The sequence below is a fragment of the Sagittula sp. P11 genome (assembly GCF_002814095.1).
Lineage (GTDB): Bacteria > Pseudomonadota > Alphaproteobacteria > Rhodobacterales > Rhodobacteraceae > Sagittula.
Map to the genome: position 1 here is coordinate 281,177 of NZ_CP021913.1, position 15,708 is coordinate 296,884.

Annotated in this window: 15 protein-coding genes and 1 tRNA gene; 11 read left to right on the forward strand and 5 right to left on the reverse strand. The window is 66.3% G+C overall.

The window, feature by feature from the left end; genetic code table 11:
* Nucleotides 1-198: 198 nt before the first annotated feature.
* The 3 genes from CDO87_RS01405 to CDO87_RS01415 all read left to right on the forward strand — a co-directional run bounded on the left by CDO87_RS01405 (nt 199) and on the right by CDO87_RS01415 (nt 2,695).
* Nucleotides 199-855, forward strand: coding sequence for a hypothetical protein (locus CDO87_RS01405; RefSeq protein WP_100927100.1), 657 nt, complete (start codon nt 199-201; stop codon nt 853-855).
* A gap of 68 nt (nt 856-923) precedes the next feature.
* The gene (locus CDO87_RS01410) at nt 924-1,739 is read left to right on the forward strand and encodes a lytic murein transglycosylase (protein WP_100927101.1); all 816 of its coding nucleotides are present in this window, start codon (nt 924-926) and stop codon (nt 1,737-1,739) included.
* A gap of 173 nt (nt 1,740-1,912) precedes the next feature.
* A complete protein-coding gene (locus CDO87_RS01415) occupies nt 1,913-2,695 on the forward strand; it encodes a hypothetical protein (RefSeq protein ID WP_100927102.1) in 783 nt (260 codons plus the stop codon).
* A gap of 257 nt (nt 2,696-2,952) precedes the next feature.
* Here CDO87_RS01415 and CDO87_RS01420 read toward each other — a convergent pair whose 3' ends face one another.
* Together CDO87_RS01420 and CDO87_RS01425 are read right to left on the reverse strand one after the other, a co-directional pair.
* Nucleotides 2,953-3,696, reverse strand: a complete 744-nt coding sequence (locus tag CDO87_RS01420) for a DUF3445 domain-containing protein (protein ID WP_100927103.1) — start codon at nt 3,694-3,696, stop codon at nt 2,953-2,955.
* A 207-nt stretch (nt 3,697-3,903) separates the two neighbouring features.
* Nucleotides 3,904-3,990 (reverse strand) — tRNA-Leu (locus CDO87_RS01425).
* A 286-nt stretch (nt 3,991-4,276) separates the two neighbouring features.
* Here CDO87_RS01425 and lipB point away from each other — a divergent pair.
* On the forward strand, nt 4,277-4,948 hold the full coding sequence (gene lipB, locus CDO87_RS01430) for a lipoyl(octanoyl) transferase LipB (protein WP_100930794.1): 672 nt from the start codon (nt 4,277-4,279) through the stop codon (nt 4,946-4,948).
* Nucleotides 4,949-4,965: 17 nt separating this feature from the next.
* Here the strand turns inward: lipB and CDO87_RS01435 are convergent, their stop codons facing one another.
* Nucleotides 4,966-5,181 (reverse strand): hypothetical protein, encoded by a 216-nt coding sequence (locus CDO87_RS01435; RefSeq protein ID WP_254698265.1) that lies wholly within the window; start codon nt 5,179-5,181, stop codon nt 4,966-4,968.
* 618 nt (nt 5,182-5,799) lie between these two features.
* Here CDO87_RS01435 and ctaD point away from each other — a divergent pair.
* The 4 genes from ctaD to CDO87_RS01455 all read left to right on the forward strand — a co-directional run bounded on the left by ctaD (nt 5,800) and on the right by CDO87_RS01455 (nt 9,801).
* On the forward strand, nt 5,800-7,473 hold the full coding sequence (ctaD, locus tag CDO87_RS01440) for a cytochrome c oxidase subunit I (RefSeq protein WP_100927104.1): 1,674 nt from the start codon (nt 5,800-5,802) through the stop codon (nt 7,471-7,473).
* Nucleotides 7,474-7,695: 222 nt separating this feature from the next.
* Nucleotides 7,696-8,214: a hypothetical protein gene (locus tag CDO87_RS01445; protein ID WP_100927105.1), complete on the forward strand. Its 519-nt coding sequence runs from the start codon at nt 7,696-7,698 to the stop codon at nt 8,212-8,214.
* A 104-nt stretch (nt 8,215-8,318) separates the two neighbouring features.
* Nucleotides 8,319-8,813 carry a DUF2244 domain-containing protein gene (locus CDO87_RS01450; protein ID WP_100927106.1) on the forward strand — a complete coding sequence of 165 codons (495 nt, stop codon included), beginning with the start codon at nt 8,319-8,321 and terminating at the stop codon, nt 8,811-8,813.
* Between the two features lies 1 nt (nt 8,814).
* Nucleotides 8,815-9,801, forward strand: a complete 987-nt coding sequence (locus CDO87_RS01455) for a hypothetical protein (protein ID WP_100927107.1) — start codon at nt 8,815-8,817, stop codon at nt 9,799-9,801.
* Between the two features lie 401 nt (nt 9,802-10,202).
* Here CDO87_RS01455 and CDO87_RS01460 read toward each other — a convergent pair whose 3' ends face one another.
* Nucleotides 10,203-10,664, reverse strand: a complete 462-nt coding sequence (locus CDO87_RS01460) for a GatB/YqeY domain-containing protein (RefSeq protein WP_100927108.1) — start codon at nt 10,662-10,664, stop codon at nt 10,203-10,205.
* Nucleotides 10,665-10,851: 187 nt separating this feature from the next.
* Between CDO87_RS01460 and carA the strand changes: the two genes are divergently transcribed.
* Both carA and CDO87_RS01470 read left to right on the forward strand, forming a co-directional pair.
* Entirely contained in the window at nt 10,852-12,003 is a 1,152-nt protein-coding gene (gene carA, locus CDO87_RS01465) for a glutamine-hydrolyzing carbamoyl-phosphate synthase small subunit (protein ID WP_100927109.1), read from the forward strand.
* Between the two features lie 345 nt (nt 12,004-12,348).
* Entirely contained in the window at nt 12,349-14,241 is a 1,893-nt protein-coding gene (locus CDO87_RS01470; RefSeq protein ID WP_254698267.1) for a glycosyltransferase family 2 protein, read from the forward strand.
* 5 nt (nt 14,242-14,246) lie between these two features.
* On the opposite strand, the gene CDO87_RS01475 is transcribed toward CDO87_RS01470, so the two are convergent.
* On the reverse strand, nt 14,247-14,897 hold the full coding sequence (locus CDO87_RS01475) for a GntR family transcriptional regulator (RefSeq protein ID WP_100927111.1): 651 nt from the start codon (nt 14,895-14,897) through the stop codon (nt 14,247-14,249).
* 100 nt (nt 14,898-14,997) lie between these two features.
* On the opposite strand from CDO87_RS01475, the gene CDO87_RS01480 reads away from it, so the two are divergent.
* Nucleotides 14,998-15,651 (forward strand): pyrimidine 5'-nucleotidase, encoded by a 654-nt coding sequence (locus CDO87_RS01480; RefSeq protein WP_100927112.1) that lies wholly within the window; start codon nt 14,998-15,000, stop codon nt 15,649-15,651.
* Nucleotides 15,652-15,708 lie beyond the last annotated feature (57 nt).

The window sequence follows — 15,708 nt, forward strand, 5'->3', positions numbered from 1 at the left end:
CGGTTTTCATGTCGGAATTATGGCATTTGCCGGAGTTTAGGGCGGTATCGCCACATTTGAACGTGAATAAGACCACATTTGCACAACTATGACGGACTGTGGCGGTTTCGCCCAAATACCCCAAGATAAGGTCCAGATTCTTCCAAAGACCGCGGCAAGACTGCCCCTACAAACAAAGAAAAACCGGGGAAAATCACCATGACCGCAATCGCCACGTTCGTCTTCGAAGGCCGCCCGTCCGTCGCCCTGCCGCGGATGGCAGACGTGCTGAAACCGCACCTGCGCGCCGAAGGTCTGCGGATCGATGACGTTTCCCTTAACGGCCTGCGCATGGTCGCACCGGGCCTCGCGCTGTCGCTCTCCATGGCGCACAGGGCCGAAGAGACGGTCGTCACCCTCGCGCTCGATCTCGGCGAGGCAGACGCCTCCGCCCGCATGGCCGAACTCGCCTACCGCTTCGCCCGCGCGTTCGAGGTCACCTCCGTCATCTGGCAGAACACGAAGACGGCCATCCCGCGCGCCGCCTTCCTCGCAGGTCTCGATACCGCCTTCGCCCCGGTGCCCGTTGCCCCCCGCCGGATCGTGGCCCGCCGCGCCGTCACGATGCGCCCCACTCAGGCCCGCGACAGCGACCGCCGCTACGACGCCCATGTCGCCGCGTTCGAGGCCCACATGCGCGACGCCTTCCTCCGCGGCGCCACGCCGGGCGAAATCGCGGGCGAGCGTAGCCGCATGCATGGGCAGGTCTCCGCCGCCGCCGGCACCGTCATGGAAAACCCCGCCCTGCGTGTCGCTTCCCTCATCGTCACCGTGACCACGCTTGTGGTCTCCGGTGGCTTCTCCGGCATGATCTGACGAACGACCCTTGGCGCGCGGAATTCGAATGCTAGTCTCCGTCTAACTGTACTTATCCGGAGAAACCGATGCGCCGTATCGTCCACGCAGCCCTGCTGTCCCTTCTCGCAGCCTCGCCCGCCTTCGCGGCGACCTGCATCACCGACCAGGGCTCCTTCGGCGCCTACAAGGCCGCTTTCGCCCAGCAGGCCGCATCCCGCGGCGTGGGCCAGCGCGGCCTTCAGGCACTGCAGGGCGCAAAACTGTCCTCGATCACCTGGAAGTTCGAATCGCGTCCCTCCAGCCAGACGGGCGTTTCCTACTCCGACCCTGCGACCTTCCTCGCCAAGCGCACCGGCGGCTCCGCGCAGAGCTTCGTCAACGCTGCGCGCTCGCGGATGAACAAGAACGCCAACCTGTTCAACGCCGTCGAGCGCCAGTACGGCGTGCCCGGCAGCGTGCTTGCGGTGATCTGGGGGCTGGAGACATCGTGGGGCGGCTACCTTGGCAAGACCTCGATCGTCGACGGCGCCGTGACGCTGTCCTCCTATTGCCGCCGCCACCCGCGATTCGAGCCCCACGCCGAAGCGGCGCTGATGATGGTCGACCGCGGCATGATCTCTGCAAACACGCAGGGCGGCCCCTCGGGTGAACTCGGCCACATGCAGTTCCTCGCCGGCAACTGGATGCGCTATGGCGTCGATGCCAATGGCGACGGCCGGGCCGATCCCTACAATGCCGCCGACGCCCTTGCCTCCGCTGCCAACCTGCTGCGGCAGAACGGCTGGAAGGCGGGCCAGCCGTTCGGCGAAGGCACCGCGAACTTCCGCGCGCTTTCCGCGTGGAACGACAGCGGCAACTACCAGCGCGCCATTGCCTACGCCGCTCAGGCCGTCGGCAACTGACTGCGTTCGGCCCCGGGCGAATCTGTAAACTTAAGGTTGATATGACACTCAATTTTCTCGTCTAAATTGACAAGAAAGTTGCTTCATTTCGCCCAAATCGGACCACGATCTGCAGGCACACATTGGTTAACGCGGCGCGCCGAAGCGCCGCGAATAAACCTAAGGAGCCCGCCATGAGCAGTGCCGAGTATCCGTACGCAGGTCTGATTCTTCCTGATGCCGCCGATCTCGATCCGGCGCCCTACGTCGAAAGCGCAGCCCGCGTGCTGGCCCGCCTCGACCCGGCGCCGGGCGCAAAACTCCACCGTTCCGCCCATGCCAACAAGGTCTTCGGACGCCGCTACGGCATTAACGTCATCGCCGAAGAACAAAGCGATTACGGCCCGCGCGTCGTGCTCGAGGTCATCACCGCCGACGGCGAGCCGCTCGACGACGAGAAGGCCGCGCGCATCCTGTCGGACACGGTGCTGACCGCGCTCGATCATTCCTCCGCCGATATCCTCGAATGGTATTCGCCGGATGTGCTGCTGGACCGCGACGACTTCATCCGCCTGCGGTCCTACGTGTCGCCCCGCCGGATGCCGGAAGTCGACGCCGAGATGGAGAACGAGCTCTTCGAGCACGAGAACCTGAACAGCCGCATCAGCAAGAGCCCGTACGCCACGTCCAAGCCCGAACCGGTCGAAATGCGTCCGAGCACGGCAGAGCGCCTCGCGCCTTACAAGGTGAAGCTGGAGGCGCAGGAACCCGCCAAACGCCGGCTGTCCGTCGCGGGTTACCTGATGACCGGCGTCCTGGGCATCGTCTACTTCCCGGCGGCGGTCTTCGTCTACATCGTCAGCCTGCGGGGCATGGACTTCCGCCTTGCGTCACAGACGCTTGCGGTGACATGCCTTTTCGCCGTCCTTCACAACACGAACCGGCTGGACGGTGTGATGGGCGCCCTGGTGAATTGACGGGGTGCCGGTAGCGGCGACGCTCCGGCATGCACCTGATTGCCTGCTTGCAGCAGGCGCCGCTTTTCATGCCTCAAACGCCCGGCTTCGCGCCGGGCGTTTCACGTTCCGGAGCGGGTATGCCCGGAAACGCCGTTTTCCGTGCACCAATCGCCCAATCTCTCCGAAGATCCAGCATCCTTTGGGCGCCAATACTGCGCGATCCGCCCGAAACCTTGCACGAAACGCCGTCGCCTGTGCCTCACCGGCCAGACCGCTCAGTCCTCCGGCACGGCCCCGCCAGCCCGCCGAGCCACGACATAGGTATGGATGGAGAACACCACCGCGCCAGTCTTTGGCAGGCGCACGAGGCATTGCCGTTCACTGCGGGTGAAGGGGGCCGTCTCCTGGTCGACGTGCGGACGCCGCGCCTGTTCCGAGCGCGGCTGGAACAGCGTCGGGTCGTCGTAATGCAGCAGGTTGTAGCGCCAAAGCGGCCGACCCGCCTGCACCCCGTCGAACAACCGCTGCACCCGGGCGGCCAGCCCGTCGTCATAGGCCTCGACCGGCGCATGTATCCCCACCAGCGGCCTGAGGAATTTCTCTGCCAGAAGCCAGCTTGCCGGGAAACACAGCACCGCGCCGGTCAACACATGCACGCCGTCGCGAGGCTCCATGAGGCACAGATCTTCCTGCACGATATGCCCCAGAGTGCCCAGCGGATCGGCCCTGTCGATCACCACCACGCGCCCGTCCGGACAGGCGACGCGCGGACCTACAGACACGAACCCCTCCGGCAGATGCGCAAGCACCATGTCCAGCAGCTCCTCCGCCGCCGCATGAGCGTCCGGGTCCAGCCTCAGCACCTCGCTCCGCCGCTCTGACAAAAGCTGCACCCGTTCCGCCATCTGTCCGGCATAGGCCTCGTCCACGTGCAGCCAGTCGGCCATCTCGAACGGGGCGACGCCCGGCAGGCGGCGCGGTGTCAGGACATCGTAGGGAATGCGGGTCTGCAGGATCATGCCGGCATTTAAGGTCAGCCCCGCTGACCAGTCCACCCCGAACACAGCTGAACAGAGAAAACGGACGCCCCTTCGGCGCGCCCCCGATCCCGCGGACCCGCACGGCCCGAACGCTTGCGATCCGCATGCTATGCCGCGCCAGAACCCGCCCTGATGTGGTTGGGGCGGCAACAAAAAAACGCCCCCTGAGCGGGAGCGTTTTTTGAATGGTGCGGTCGAGAAGACTCGAACTTCCACGGGAGTTACCCCACAGCGACCTCAACGCTGCGCGTCTACCAATTCCGCCACGACCGCACTGTCTAGGCTTGGTGACGCGCCTCTTAGCGAAGCCCGCCGGCAATGTGAAGAGGAAAATTGCATTGCCGTGCCGACAGTTTGCGGGAGGGTCGGGAACGCCCCGGGCCATGTGGCACCGGGCGGCCTTGCCCGCCTGGCCGAAAGCCGATCAAGGCACCACCGAAGCCCCCGCGTTGCGCTTTGCTCCCATTCGCATTACCTCCGGTGGCGCAGGCAGGCGGCACGGTCCGCCGCTTCGGCGATGCACATCAGGGAGGCGGGGCTCGGACGTCCCGGCGGGCGCATGGTGGAATGGAAGATCAGTGACGGCCTGACATCCTACGAGGAGGCGCTAGCCTTCATGGAAGCCCGCGCCGATGCAATCGCCCGCGGCGAGGCCGGTGAATGCGTCTGGCTGCTGGAACATCCGCCGCTCTACACCGCCGGCACATCGGCGAAACGCGAAGACCTGAAGGACCCCGACCGCTTCCCCGTCCACGACACGCGGCGCGGCGGGCAGTACACCTATCACGGCCCCGGCCAGCGGGTGGTCTACGTGATGCTCGACGTGGGCAAGCGCGGCAAGGACGTACGCCGCTTCGTGCAGGATCTGGAGAACTGGGTGATCGCCACGCTCGACACCTTCAACCTGCGCGGCCATATCCGCGACGGCCGTGTCGGCGTCTGGATCGAGCGGCCCGACCGCCCCGCCCTGCCCGACGGGCGCATGGCCGAGGACAAGGTCGCGGCCATCGGCATCCGCCTGCGCAAATGGGTGAGCTTTCACGGCATCTCGATCAACGTCGAGCCGGACCTGGGCCATTTCGACGGCATCACGCCCTGCGGAATCACCGACTACGGGGTGACGAGCCTGGTCGATCTGGGCCTGCCGGTGACGATGGACGACCTCGACGTGGCGCTGAGGGAGACCTTCGAGCAGGTCTTCGGCCCGCTGCCTGCGCAGGTCACCGCCTGACGTCCCCCGGGGACGCCTCAGATAACCGCGCGGCCGCGGAAGACGTGGGGCACGATCTCGTCCCGCGTCAGGCCCATCGCCGCAAGATCCGCGTCGGACTTGGCGCGCAGGGCCGCGATGGTCGCGGTGCGCTGGCGGTAGCGCCGGTCGAACGGCGTTTCGAACATCCGGGCGAGGCGCTGGCGCAGCGTGCTGCCGGTGGTGTGAACGGACATCATATCGATAGCAGTCATGGTAGCCTCCTCCTCACAAACGGTGCACGGGCAATTTTGTTGCGTGGCCGTAGTACAAAAATAGGCACTTCCGCCCAGACCGACAGTCAGGAATGCCTGACCCGGCCCGGTTTCACGTCAGCAAACGCCGCCCCGCAGGGTGTCGCACAGGCCCCTAACAGGGTCTTAACGCGGCAGCGGGCGGAGCATGTTTTCCCCGCGCCGTCGCCGGTGCGCATCCGAACGACGCCCGGCCGCTCCGGACACGACAGCAACCGAGACCCGCGGAAATAGAAAACAACACCAATGACTTGCGCGGCGCATTTCGCGCAGCCCCAAGGCATCCCGGCAGCCAGGAAGACACCCGCCGCCCCGTCGCGCACGATTCGCCTGTTGCCGCCAGACCACAGCAGACGCCCTATCCGCAACGCCCGGTCTTCAAGCGTCCGTGACAATCACCGTCAAGCACCGCCCCCGCTTCAACAAGGTGCGACAAAAAGTTTGATCGAGATCAAATCGCCGCATGGACGCAGTCGCGGACACATTCTAAAAAACGGGACAGAACACCGGACGCACGGAAAGATTCTTGCCAGGAGTCTTTTCGGGCGTCCCTGCATGGAAACGCTAGGGAGGCAGACAATGGCAGACGCCGCCATTCATGGCCACGAGCATGAAGACAACCGGGGGTTCTTCACCCGTTGGTTCATGTCGACCAACCACAAGGACATCGGGATCCTTTACCTGATCGTGTCGGCCTTCGCCGGCCTGATCTCCGTCATCTTCACCGTCTACATGCGCATGGAGCTCATGGAGCCGGGCGTTCAGTTCATGTGCATGGAAGGCGCACGCCTGTTCCCGACCGCGATCGAGAACTGCACGCCGAACGGGCACCTCTGGAACGTGATGATCACCGCCCACGGCATCCTGATGATGTTCTTCGTCGTCATCCCGGCGCTGTTCGGCGGTTTCGGCAACTACTTCATGCCGCTGCAGATCGGCGCGCCGGACATGGCGTTCCCGCGGATGAACAACCTGTCGTTCTGGCTCTATGTCGCGGGCACCACGCTTGCGGTCTGCTCGGTCTTCTCGCCGGGCGGCAACGGCCAACTCGGTTCGGGCATCGGCTGGGTCCTCTACCCGCCGCTCTCGACGACCGAAGGGGGCTTCTCCACCGACCTCGCGATCTTCGCGGTGCACGTCTCCGGTGCGTCCTCGATCCTCGGTGCGATCAACATGATCACCACCTTCCTGAACATGCGCGCCCCGGGCATGACGCTCTTCAAGGTGCCGCTGTTCTCCTGGTCGATCTTCGTCACCTCCTGGCTGATCCTGCTGTCCCTGCCCGTCCTGGCCGGCGCGATCACCATGCTGCTGACCGACCGGAACTTCGGGACGACCTTCTTCGACCCGGCCGGCGGCGGTGACCCGATCCTCTACCAGCACATCCTGTGGTTCTTCGGCCACCCGGAAGTGTACATCGTGATCCTGCCGGGCTTCGGCATCATCTCCCACGTGATCGCGACTTTCTCGCGCAAGCCGGTCTTCGGTTACCTGCCGATGGTCTGGGCGATCATCGCCATCGGCGCGCTCGGCTTCGTCGTGTGGGCGCACCACATGTACACCGTCGGCATGTCGCTGTCGCAGCAGTCCTACTTCATGCTGGCAACGATGGTCATCGCGGTTCCGACAGGGGTGAAGGTCTTCTCGTGGATCGCCACCATGTGGGGCGGCTCGCTCGACATGAAGGCTCCGATGCTCTGGGCCTTCGGCTTCCTGTTCCTCTTCACCGTCGGCGGCGTGACCGGCGTGGTGCTGAGCCAGGCAGGCGTCGACCGCGCCTACCACGACACCTATTACGTTGTGGCACACTTCCACTACGTGATGTCGCTGGGTGCCGTCTTCGCGATCTTCGCGGGCATGTACTTCTACCTGCCGAAGATGTCGGGCCGGATGTACTCCGAACCGATGGCCAAGCTGCACTTCTGGATGATGTTCATCGGTGCGAACCTGACCTTCTTCCCGCAGCACTTCCTTGGCCGTCAGGGCATGCCGCGCCGCTACATCGACTACCCGGAGGCCTTCGCCACCTGGAACATGGTCTCGTCGATCGGTGCGTTCATCTCCTTCGCCTCGTTCCTGCTGTTCTTCTTCATCATCTTCCACGCGCTCACCCGTGGCGCGCGGGTGACGCAGAACAACCCGTGGAACGAATGGGCCGACACGCTGGAGTGGACCCTGCCCTCCCCGCCGCCGGAGCACACTTTCGAGCAGCTCCCGAAGCAGGAAGACTGGGACAAGGGCCACGCGCACTGAGCGCCGCTCTGAAAGACAACCGGAAGGCCCCGCGACACGCTCGCGGGGCCTTTTGATTTCCGCCCTCCCTATGGTGCCCGGCCTAACCGGCCAGCGCACTCTCCGCCCGGCGGCCACTGGCACGAAGGCCACACCCCGACCGGCGCATGTGCTCCGGGCCTTTCTCCGGTCGGGGCGCCCGCTATCTTCCTGTCTCTCCCCCCGCCGCAGCCGGAGCCCCCGTTGTCCTACATCGTCCTCCTGATCGTCACGGCCCTGCCGTTTGCCGCCTTCCTCAGGCGCCCGGGCTGGCCGCCGATCCTTTTGCTGTGCATCCCGTTCTCTTGGGCGCTCTATGCCGGATGGCTGCACGCGATGACCGAGGTCCCGGCGCTGCGCGACACCTCCCTGCACGACACCTTCTCCACCATCCCGCTGCCCCGGCTCTTCGCCCGCGTGGCGCTGACCTTCGCGATCTTCCCGGCGGTCTACTTCGTGATCGACTTCCTTCGCGCGCTGCGCTTCGGACGCAACATGGCGCTCTGCGTGCTGACCCAGCACGGCATCCTCTCGGCGGTGGAGTTCGGGGCGCTGCACGTCCGCGGCGTGATGCCCGACGCCGAAGAGCTGCCGGCCATGTTCTGGACGCTCGAGGTGCAGCAGGCGCTGACCGCAATCGCCGGTCTGGCGCTCCTGGTCTTCGCCGTGCTGACGCTGGGGCAGATCGTCCTCCGGATCGTGCGCGGGCCCGCCCGGGCATGACCGCACCGCCCGCTGCCCTGCATCTGCGCGAAACGGTCGCAACCTCCCGGAAACACGACAGCTTCCCGCTTTGCGGACGCCATGTGGCACGTTATAGGACTGACATGCCGTACCACTGGACGACCCCCCCGCGCGCGCACGTACAGGAGATGCAGCTCTGGCCGCACAACTCCCTGTCGCCCAGGGGCTTCGCCGCCATGGTGCTGGGCTTCTTCCTCGCCGCCTCGATCCCGCTTTACGGCGTCCTCGGGACGCTGGTACTTTGGGGGCTCCTGCCGTTCATGCTGGCCGCCACGGCCGCGCTCTACTACGCGCTGCGCCGCAACCTCCGCGACCGCCGCATCCTCGAGGTGCTCACCCTCTCCCACGACACCACCAGCCTCGTGCGCACCGATCCGCGCGGCAACTCCCTGTCGTGGGATGCCAACACCTTCTGGGTCACCGTCTCCCTGCACGAGACCGGCGGCCCGGTTCCCAACTACGTCACCCTCAAGGGCAGCGGGCGCGAGGTCGAGATCGGCGCCTTCCTGTCCGAGGACGAACGCAAGGCGCTCTACACCGACCTGCTGACCGCCGTCCGCCGCGCGAAGGAGAGCTGAGATGGCCCAGGCCCCCGCAACACCCAAATGGCACCGCGCCGCCCTCTCGCTGGCCGCCCGCGCCGGGCGCGACGACATCGCCGACCGGCTGACCCCCGTCCCGTCGGAGGCCGCGGCCCTCGCCCTGCGCCACGCGCTCAGGACCCGGGTGCCCGCCATGCGCCGGCAGGTGATCTTCCTCATTCCGCTGGTCGGGCCGGAGCAGGTCGGCGACTGGCGCGCGGTGAACATCCGCCTGCGGGCGACGCTGCAATGCATGATCGCGCAGGACGATCCGCACTGGCAGGCGATTGTCTGCTGCCAGGAACGGCCGCTCCTGCCCGACGACCGCCGCATCCACTTCCTGCCGTTCGACGACCCGACTCCCGGCAATGACAAGTGGCGCAAGCTGGCCGCCCTTTACGGTCAGCTCGACCGGCTGGACACCGGCCCCTCCTACGTCATGAGCTTCGACGCCGACGACCTGATGCGGCAGGGCATGGTGCGCGAGATGCTGCGCCGGCAGGCCCCGGGCGGCTACCTCGTGCAGCAGGGGCTGGTGATGGACGATGCCACCGGGGTGATCGCCCTCGCCGATGCGCCGACCCTGCGCGAACCGATGCGCAAACCCTTCTGGAAACTCTGCGGCAGCTGCGCGGCGGTGGCCCACGATCCGGACCTGCCGCAGTCGGCGGGCTTCCTGCAGGCGATGACCCAGCATGAACACCGCATGTTCCCCTATCTCGCCGCACTGGCGGGGCACCGGCTGGCACCGCTGTCCTTCCCGGCGGTGCTCTACGTCCTGAACCACGGCGAGAACTTCGGCGCCCGGCGCGGCCGTGTCAGCTTCAAGACGAAGTTCGTCGAACGCTTCCGCATCGACGACCCGGAGGAGCTGGCCCGCATCGCGCAGGGCTTCCCCCTGCCCGAGGATCTGCCGGAAGAGCTGGCCACAATGGCGCCGCCACCGGAACAGGCGGGAACGGACCCGGACGCGCAACCGGTGTAGGGCGGGGCTTCGCGCCGCCTTCCCCTGTTAACCGTTTGCGACGCAGCGTCATTCGGCGCGCGGGCGCAAAGGTTAAGAACCGGCCGTTTCGACCCCCCGTACCGGCCGGAAGTGTCCCGCTTTCCGAACGAATTCCCGGCCCCGGGAACGGCTAGGTCCCGCGCCTTGCGCAAGGCCCGGCTTGCGCCACAAGCCCTGCCCACCGAACGGCCCGGTACCCCGGCGCGCGTTGCGTGAACGGCAGCTTTTCGGGCGGGTGCGACTCGCATGCAGGTCATCCCAAGGGCCGAACCCAAGCGAAGGACCGACCTCGCCGCACGACCGCAGGGACCGCATATATCAACCGATTTTCAGGGAAGATGACCGCGGCGTTTACCCGTGTAACCTGCCGCGCGCCACTGTCAGGACGCCAGCCGCGCCTTCACCAGCGGGCCTGCCGCCGCAAAATCCATCTGGCCGGTGTACTTCGACTTAAGCACGCCCATCACCCGGCCCATGTCGCGGATGGATTCGGCGCCGACTTCCGCCACCGCCGCATCGACCGCCGCCGAGACCTCCGCGTCGCTCAGCGCGCGCGGCAGGAATTCCTCGATCACCTCGATCTCGGCCATCTCGCGTTCGGCCAGGTCCAGCCGTCCGCCTTCCTCGTAGGTCTTGGCGCTCTCGCGGCGCTGCTTGACCATCTTGCCGAGGATCGCCAGCACTTCGGAGTCGTCCACGCCGTTTTCCTGCCCGTCTGCACGGGCCGCGATGTCGCGATCCTTGATCGCGGCATTGATCAGGCGCAGGGTGGACAGCCGCGCGGCGTCCTTCTCCCGCATCGCCTGTTTGACGGCCACGTTGACTCTTTCGCGCAATTCCATGCCGCAATCCCCGCGGTTATCCACATTCAAGACCCGACCCTATCCCAACCGCCGCGTCGGCGCAACTCCGCCAGATTTGTCCAAGACCCTGAAATAAAAGGGATTTACATTTTCAGAACGGGCTCTTGACCGCCTCCCGGTGCGGGCTTAGGTTCCGCACGATTTGCCCACAGTCCGGAGTCGCCCCATGCCGAGCCAAAAGCCCGCGCCCACCGCATGCCTCGCCCTAGCCGACGGTACACTTTTTTACGGGCAGGGCTTCGGCGCCACCGGCCAGGTCACCGCCGAGCTGTGCTTCAACACCGCCATGACCGGCTACCAGGAAATCATGACCGATCCGTCCTACGCCGGTCAGGTCGTCACCTTCACCTTCCCGCACGTGGGCAACGTCGGCGTGAACCCCGAGGATGACGAAACCGGCGATCCGGTGGCGGCAGGCATGGTCGTCAAGTGGATGCCCACCGCGCCGTCGAACTGGCGTGCCGCGCAGGGCCTGTCGGAATGGCTCTCGGCCCGCGGTCGCATCGCCATCGGCGGCGTCGACACCCGCCGCCTGACCCGTGCGATCCGCCAGTCCGGCGCGCCGCATGTGGCACTTGCGCACGATCCCGACGGCAACTTCGACATCGCGGCACTGGTTGCGGCGGCCCGCAGCTTCTCCGGGCTCGAGGGGCTCGACCTCGCCAAGGACGTCACCTGCGCGCAATCCTACCGCTGGGACGAAATGCGGTGGGCCTGGCCCGACGGCTACGTCCGCCAGACAGAAGCCCGCCACAAGGTCGTCGCCGTCGATTACGGCGCCAAGCGCAACATCCTGCGCTGCCTCGCCTCTGCCGGTTGTGAAGTGACCGTCCTGCCCGCCACGGCCACCTATGAGGACGTGATGGCGCATTCGCCCGACGGCGTGTTCCTGTCGAACGGCCCCGGCGACCCGGCGGCGACCGGCACCTATGCCGTGCCGATGATCCAGGACCTGCTGAACAAGACCGAATTGCCGGTGTTCGGCATCTGCCTCGGCCACCAGATGCTGGCGCTGGCGCTGGGGGCACGGACGATCAAGATGAACCACGGCCACCACGGCGCGAACCATCCCGTCAAGGACATGGAGACCGGCAAGGTGGAGATCACCTCCATGAACCACGGCTTTGCGGTGGACAGCCAGACCCTGCCCTCCGGCGTGCTGGAGACGCATGTGTCGCTGTTCGACGGCTCCAACTGCGGCATCCGCGTGGCCGACCGCCCGGTGTTCTCCGTCCAGCACCACCCGGAGGCCAGCCCCGGCCCGCAGGACAGCTTCTACCTGTTCGAACGCTTCGCCGCCTCCATGGCGCGCGCCTGAGGCGTTTCCGGCGGTCCTCGCCGACCGCCTTCCTGACAAAAGGCCCCGACGCCCCCGAGCGCCGAGGCCTTTTCCGTTCGTGTCCGGCGCAATACCGTCGCCGCAGCGCAAACCGGCATCAATCGCCCGGACGGGGCCCCACGCCCTGCGAGGCTCGGGTTGCCTGAGCCTCCAGGCCAAGCCGGCCGATATTCCGCCCAACCCGTTTGCGACTTGTTAACCAACCTTAAGAAAATCCATTAACGCCTTGCACTAAATAAAAAAATATACGCGTCAGCCCGGCCGTCATTAACCGCTCCTTAAACCCCATGCACGACACTCCCGGCAGGCAAAGCCGGACCCCCCATGACCCAGACCCGCCTATTGTTGACGGACGTCACCCTCGCGCAGGCTCGCGGGCCAAGGGGCCAGCCTGTCAGTCACATCCTCATGGAGGCCGGGACCGTCGCGCCGCGCACCATGCTTGTGGCACTGGCAGAGGCGGCCCGGCTGGATCAGCCCGTGTCCACCGTCGTCATGGCGGAGGCGCTTGCCACCCGGAAGGACGTCCTTCAGGCGCAGGCGCAGCACTACGGCGCCATGGCCCTGGATCGCGCGACTTCCCCGCCCGATCCGGCACTGGCGCAGCTCCTGCCCACCGACTTCTGCCTCAGACATGGCGTGCTGCCCTGGATCAAGGTCGGCGACACGCTCCTTCTCGCCACAGCGCGCCCCGAACGGTATGACGAACTGCTGCCGCTCCTGCCGCCGGACATCGGGCCGGTGGTCATGGCCCTCGCGACAGAGGCCGACATCCACGACGACATCGCCCAGCGCCACGGCGATGATCTGGCCATCGCCGCCGAGAACTGGGTCAGGCCGGAGGACAGTTGCCGCGATCTTAACACCTCCAGTCCGGCGACGACCGCGCTGGCGATCCTTGTCAGCCTCGTTTGCCTCGCCATGCTCGCCACCGCTCCGGCGCTGCTGTTTGCCATAGGCCTCGTGCTCGCCCTTGGATCGTTGATGGTGTCGCAGGGGATGAAGCTCGCCGCGCTCATCGCCGTGCCCCGTCGCCTGGCGCCGCCACGTCACGCCCTGCCCGCCGATCCGCCGGTGGTTTCGATCCTTGTGCCGCTGTTTCATGAACAGGAGATTGCCAGAACGCTCGTCAAACGGCTGTCACGGCTGACCTATCCGAAATCGCTGCTGGACGTGGTGCTCGTGCTGGAGGCGGAGGATACCGTCACCCGCGCGACCATCGAACGCACGGCCCTGCCGCCATGGATCAGGACCATCGTCGTGCCGCCGGGCCGCATCCGGACGAAGCCGCGCGCCCTGAATTACGCATTTCATTTCACCCGTGGCGCCATTGTCGGCATCTACGACGCCGAAGACGCGCCCGCCCCCGACCAGATCGACCATGTGGTCAGCGCCTTCGAGACCGCCGCGCCGGAGGTCGGCTGCCTGCAGGGCATTCTCGACTTCTACAACCCGCGCGCCAACTGGCTGTCGCGCTGTTTCGCCGTCGAATACGCAAGCTGGTTCCGCATCCTGCTGCCCGGGTTCGCCCGCATGGGATTCGCCGTTCCGCTGGGCGGCACAACCGTCTTCTTCCGGCGCGAGGCGCTGGAGGAGGTGCGGGGCTGGGACGCCCACAACGTGACGGAAGACGCGGATCTCGGCATCCGGCTGGCGCGCTACGGCTGGCGGACGGAGATGATCCGCTCCGTCACCCGGGAAGAGGCCAACAACCGCTTCTGGCCGTGGATCAAGCAGCGGTCCCGCTGGCTGAAGGGCTACGTCATCACGTGGTGGGTCCATTCACGCCGCCCGCGCCGACTGTGGCGTGACCTCGGGCCCAAGCGGTTCTTCGGGATGCAGGCGCTGTTCCTCGGGACGATCCTGCAGTTCGCCTTTGCGCCGGTGCTCTGGTCGTTCTGGCTGATCCTCGCCGGGCTGCCGCACCCGCTGGACCCGTGGATCGGGCGCGGCGGGATCCTGGCGCTGACGGCGGTGTTCCTGACAGCAGAGGGAATGACCCTGCTGGTCGGCATGGCGGCCCTGGCGCGCAGCCCGCACCGGTCGCTGTTCCCATGGGTTCCGACGCTGTTCGCCTATTTCCCGCTTGGCACCGTCGCGATCTACAAGTCCCTGTGGGAGACTCTGCGCAATCCGTTCTTCTGGGACAAGACCCAGCACGGCCATTCCTCGCCCGATGCGCCGGGGGCGGACATCCCGCCCGACACGAAGCTCTAGCGCCCTCAGGCGCCGAGCGCCTCCTGCGTGTCGAGCTTCAGCCGCGTCACGAACGCCACTGAGATATGGTCGCGCAGCGCCTGGTAGGCCGCATCCTCGTCCCGCCGGGAAATCGCGTCGACGATGGCCTGATGCTCTGCCATGGCAATCTCGCCCCTTCCCTGCGCCGCCAGCGAGGTGGTGGCCATCAGCGCCATCGACCGGTGCACGAGGTCGAGCTGCTGAACGAGGTAGCGGTTGTGCGAGGCGAGGTGGATCATCTTGTGAAACCGCCGGTTCGCCCGGCTCAGCGCGTTGGGATCGTTCATCAGCGCGCGGTCTTCCTCGACCATCTCAGTGAGGACCTGGATCTCCTCCTCCGTGGCGTGCCGGGCGGCCAGCCGTGCCGCCAGCCCCTCCAGCTCCGTCCGCACGGCGTAAAGCTCTGCCATCTGGTTGTGGTCGAGCGAGGCCACGATCAGCGACCGCCCGTCCCGCGCCAGCAGGCTTTGCGTTTCAAGCCGTTGCAGGGCCTCGCGAATCGGCGTACGCGACACGCCGAAGCGATCCGCCAGTTCGCTCTCCACGAGACGGTCCCCGGGCCGGTAGACCCCGGAATCGATGGCATCGAGGATCAGCGAATACGCGTCCTTCTGGGCGGTCTTGGGTTGGGCCATGGGGCTTCCTTGAAATCTTCCCGGCAAAATAGACCTTTGGGGCGCTAACGTACAAGCAACTTGCTTTGCCTCATTGCCGCAGCAGGGGTAAACTGCCGCAATGGACCGTTTTTCCCGACTGCGCACCTGGGTCTTCGACCTCGACAACACGCTCTACCCGCCCGCGATGCGGCTCTTCGACCAGATCGAGGCGAAGATGACCGCCTTCGTGATGGAGGCCCTGTCGGTCTCTCACAAGGCCGCCGACGAATTGCGCCACCGCTACTGGATGGACCACGGCACGACGCTGGCCGGGCTGATGACCCACCACGGCGTCGATCCGGAGCGGTACCTGACGGAGGTGCACGACATCTCCTTCGACGCGCTGACCCCCGATCCGCACCTCGCCGAGCTGATCGGCCAGTTGCCGGGACGGCGGGTGGTCTACACCAACGGCAGCGCCCCCTACGCCGCGCAGGTGCTGAAGGCGCGCGGACTGGAACATGCCTTCGACGCGATCTACGGCGTGGAGGATGCCGACTACCTGCCGAAGCCGCACGCCGATGCCTTTGCGAAGATCTTCGCCAAGGAAGAATTCGATCCGGCCGAGGCTGTGATGTTCGAGGACGACCCGAGGAACCTCGCCGTGCCGCACGGTCTCGGCATGGTGACGGTGCACGTCGCCCCCGAGGCTGCGCCAGCGGACCACATCCATCATCACACCGACGATCTGACCGGGTTTCTCGACCGCGTGAAGAAGCACACGCGGCGGTGATCCCGCTGCGGGCCGTGGCGCCCGCAGCCGCGCGATCCGTCACATGCGGCATTTCGC

What these genes read in the sequence shown, in the direction of transcription:
- CDO87_RS01405 (WP_100927100.1), top strand. Translation starts at nt 199, where the DNA reads ATGACCGCAATCGCCACGTTCGTCTTCGAAGGCCGCCCGTCCGTCGCC.
- CDO87_RS01410 (WP_100927101.1), top strand. Translation starts at nt 924, where the DNA reads ATGCGCCGTATCGTCCACGCAGCCCTGCTGTCCCTTCTCGCAGCCTCG.
- CDO87_RS01415 (WP_100927102.1), top strand. Translation starts at nt 1,913, where the DNA reads ATGAGCAGTGCCGAGTATCCGTACGCAGGTCTGATTCTTCCTGATGCC.
- CDO87_RS01420 (WP_100927103.1), bottom strand. Translation starts at nt 3,696, where the DNA reads ATGATCCTGCAGACCCGCATTCCCTACGATGTCCTGACACCGCGCCGC.
- lipB (WP_100930794.1), top strand. Translation starts at nt 4,277, where the DNA reads ATGGTGGAATGGAAGATCAGTGACGGCCTGACATCCTACGAGGAGGCG.
- CDO87_RS01435 (WP_254698265.1), bottom strand. Translation starts at nt 5,181, where the DNA reads ATGACTGCTATCGATATGATGTCCGTTCACACCACCGGCAGCACGCTG.
- ctaD (WP_100927104.1), top strand. Translation starts at nt 5,800, where the DNA reads ATGGCAGACGCCGCCATTCATGGCCACGAGCATGAAGACAACCGGGGG.
- CDO87_RS01450 (WP_100927106.1), top strand. Translation starts at nt 8,319, where the DNA reads ATGCCGTACCACTGGACGACCCCCCCGCGCGCGCACGTACAGGAGATG.
- CDO87_RS01455 (WP_100927107.1), top strand. Translation starts at nt 8,815, where the DNA reads ATGGCCCAGGCCCCCGCAACACCCAAATGGCACCGCGCCGCCCTCTCG.
- CDO87_RS01460 (WP_100927108.1), bottom strand. Translation starts at nt 10,664, where the DNA reads ATGGAATTGCGCGAAAGAGTCAACGTGGCCGTCAAACAGGCGATGCGG.
- carA (WP_100927109.1), top strand. Translation starts at nt 10,852, where the DNA reads ATGCCGAGCCAAAAGCCCGCGCCCACCGCATGCCTCGCCCTAGCCGAC.
- CDO87_RS01470 (WP_254698267.1), top strand. Translation starts at nt 12,349, where the DNA reads ATGACCCAGACCCGCCTATTGTTGACGGACGTCACCCTCGCGCAGGCT.
- CDO87_RS01475 (WP_100927111.1), bottom strand. Translation starts at nt 14,897, where the DNA reads ATGGCCCAACCCAAGACCGCCCAGAAGGACGCGTATTCGCTGATCCTC.
- CDO87_RS01480 (WP_100927112.1), top strand. Translation starts at nt 14,998, where the DNA reads ATGGACCGTTTTTCCCGACTGCGCACCTGGGTCTTCGACCTCGACAAC.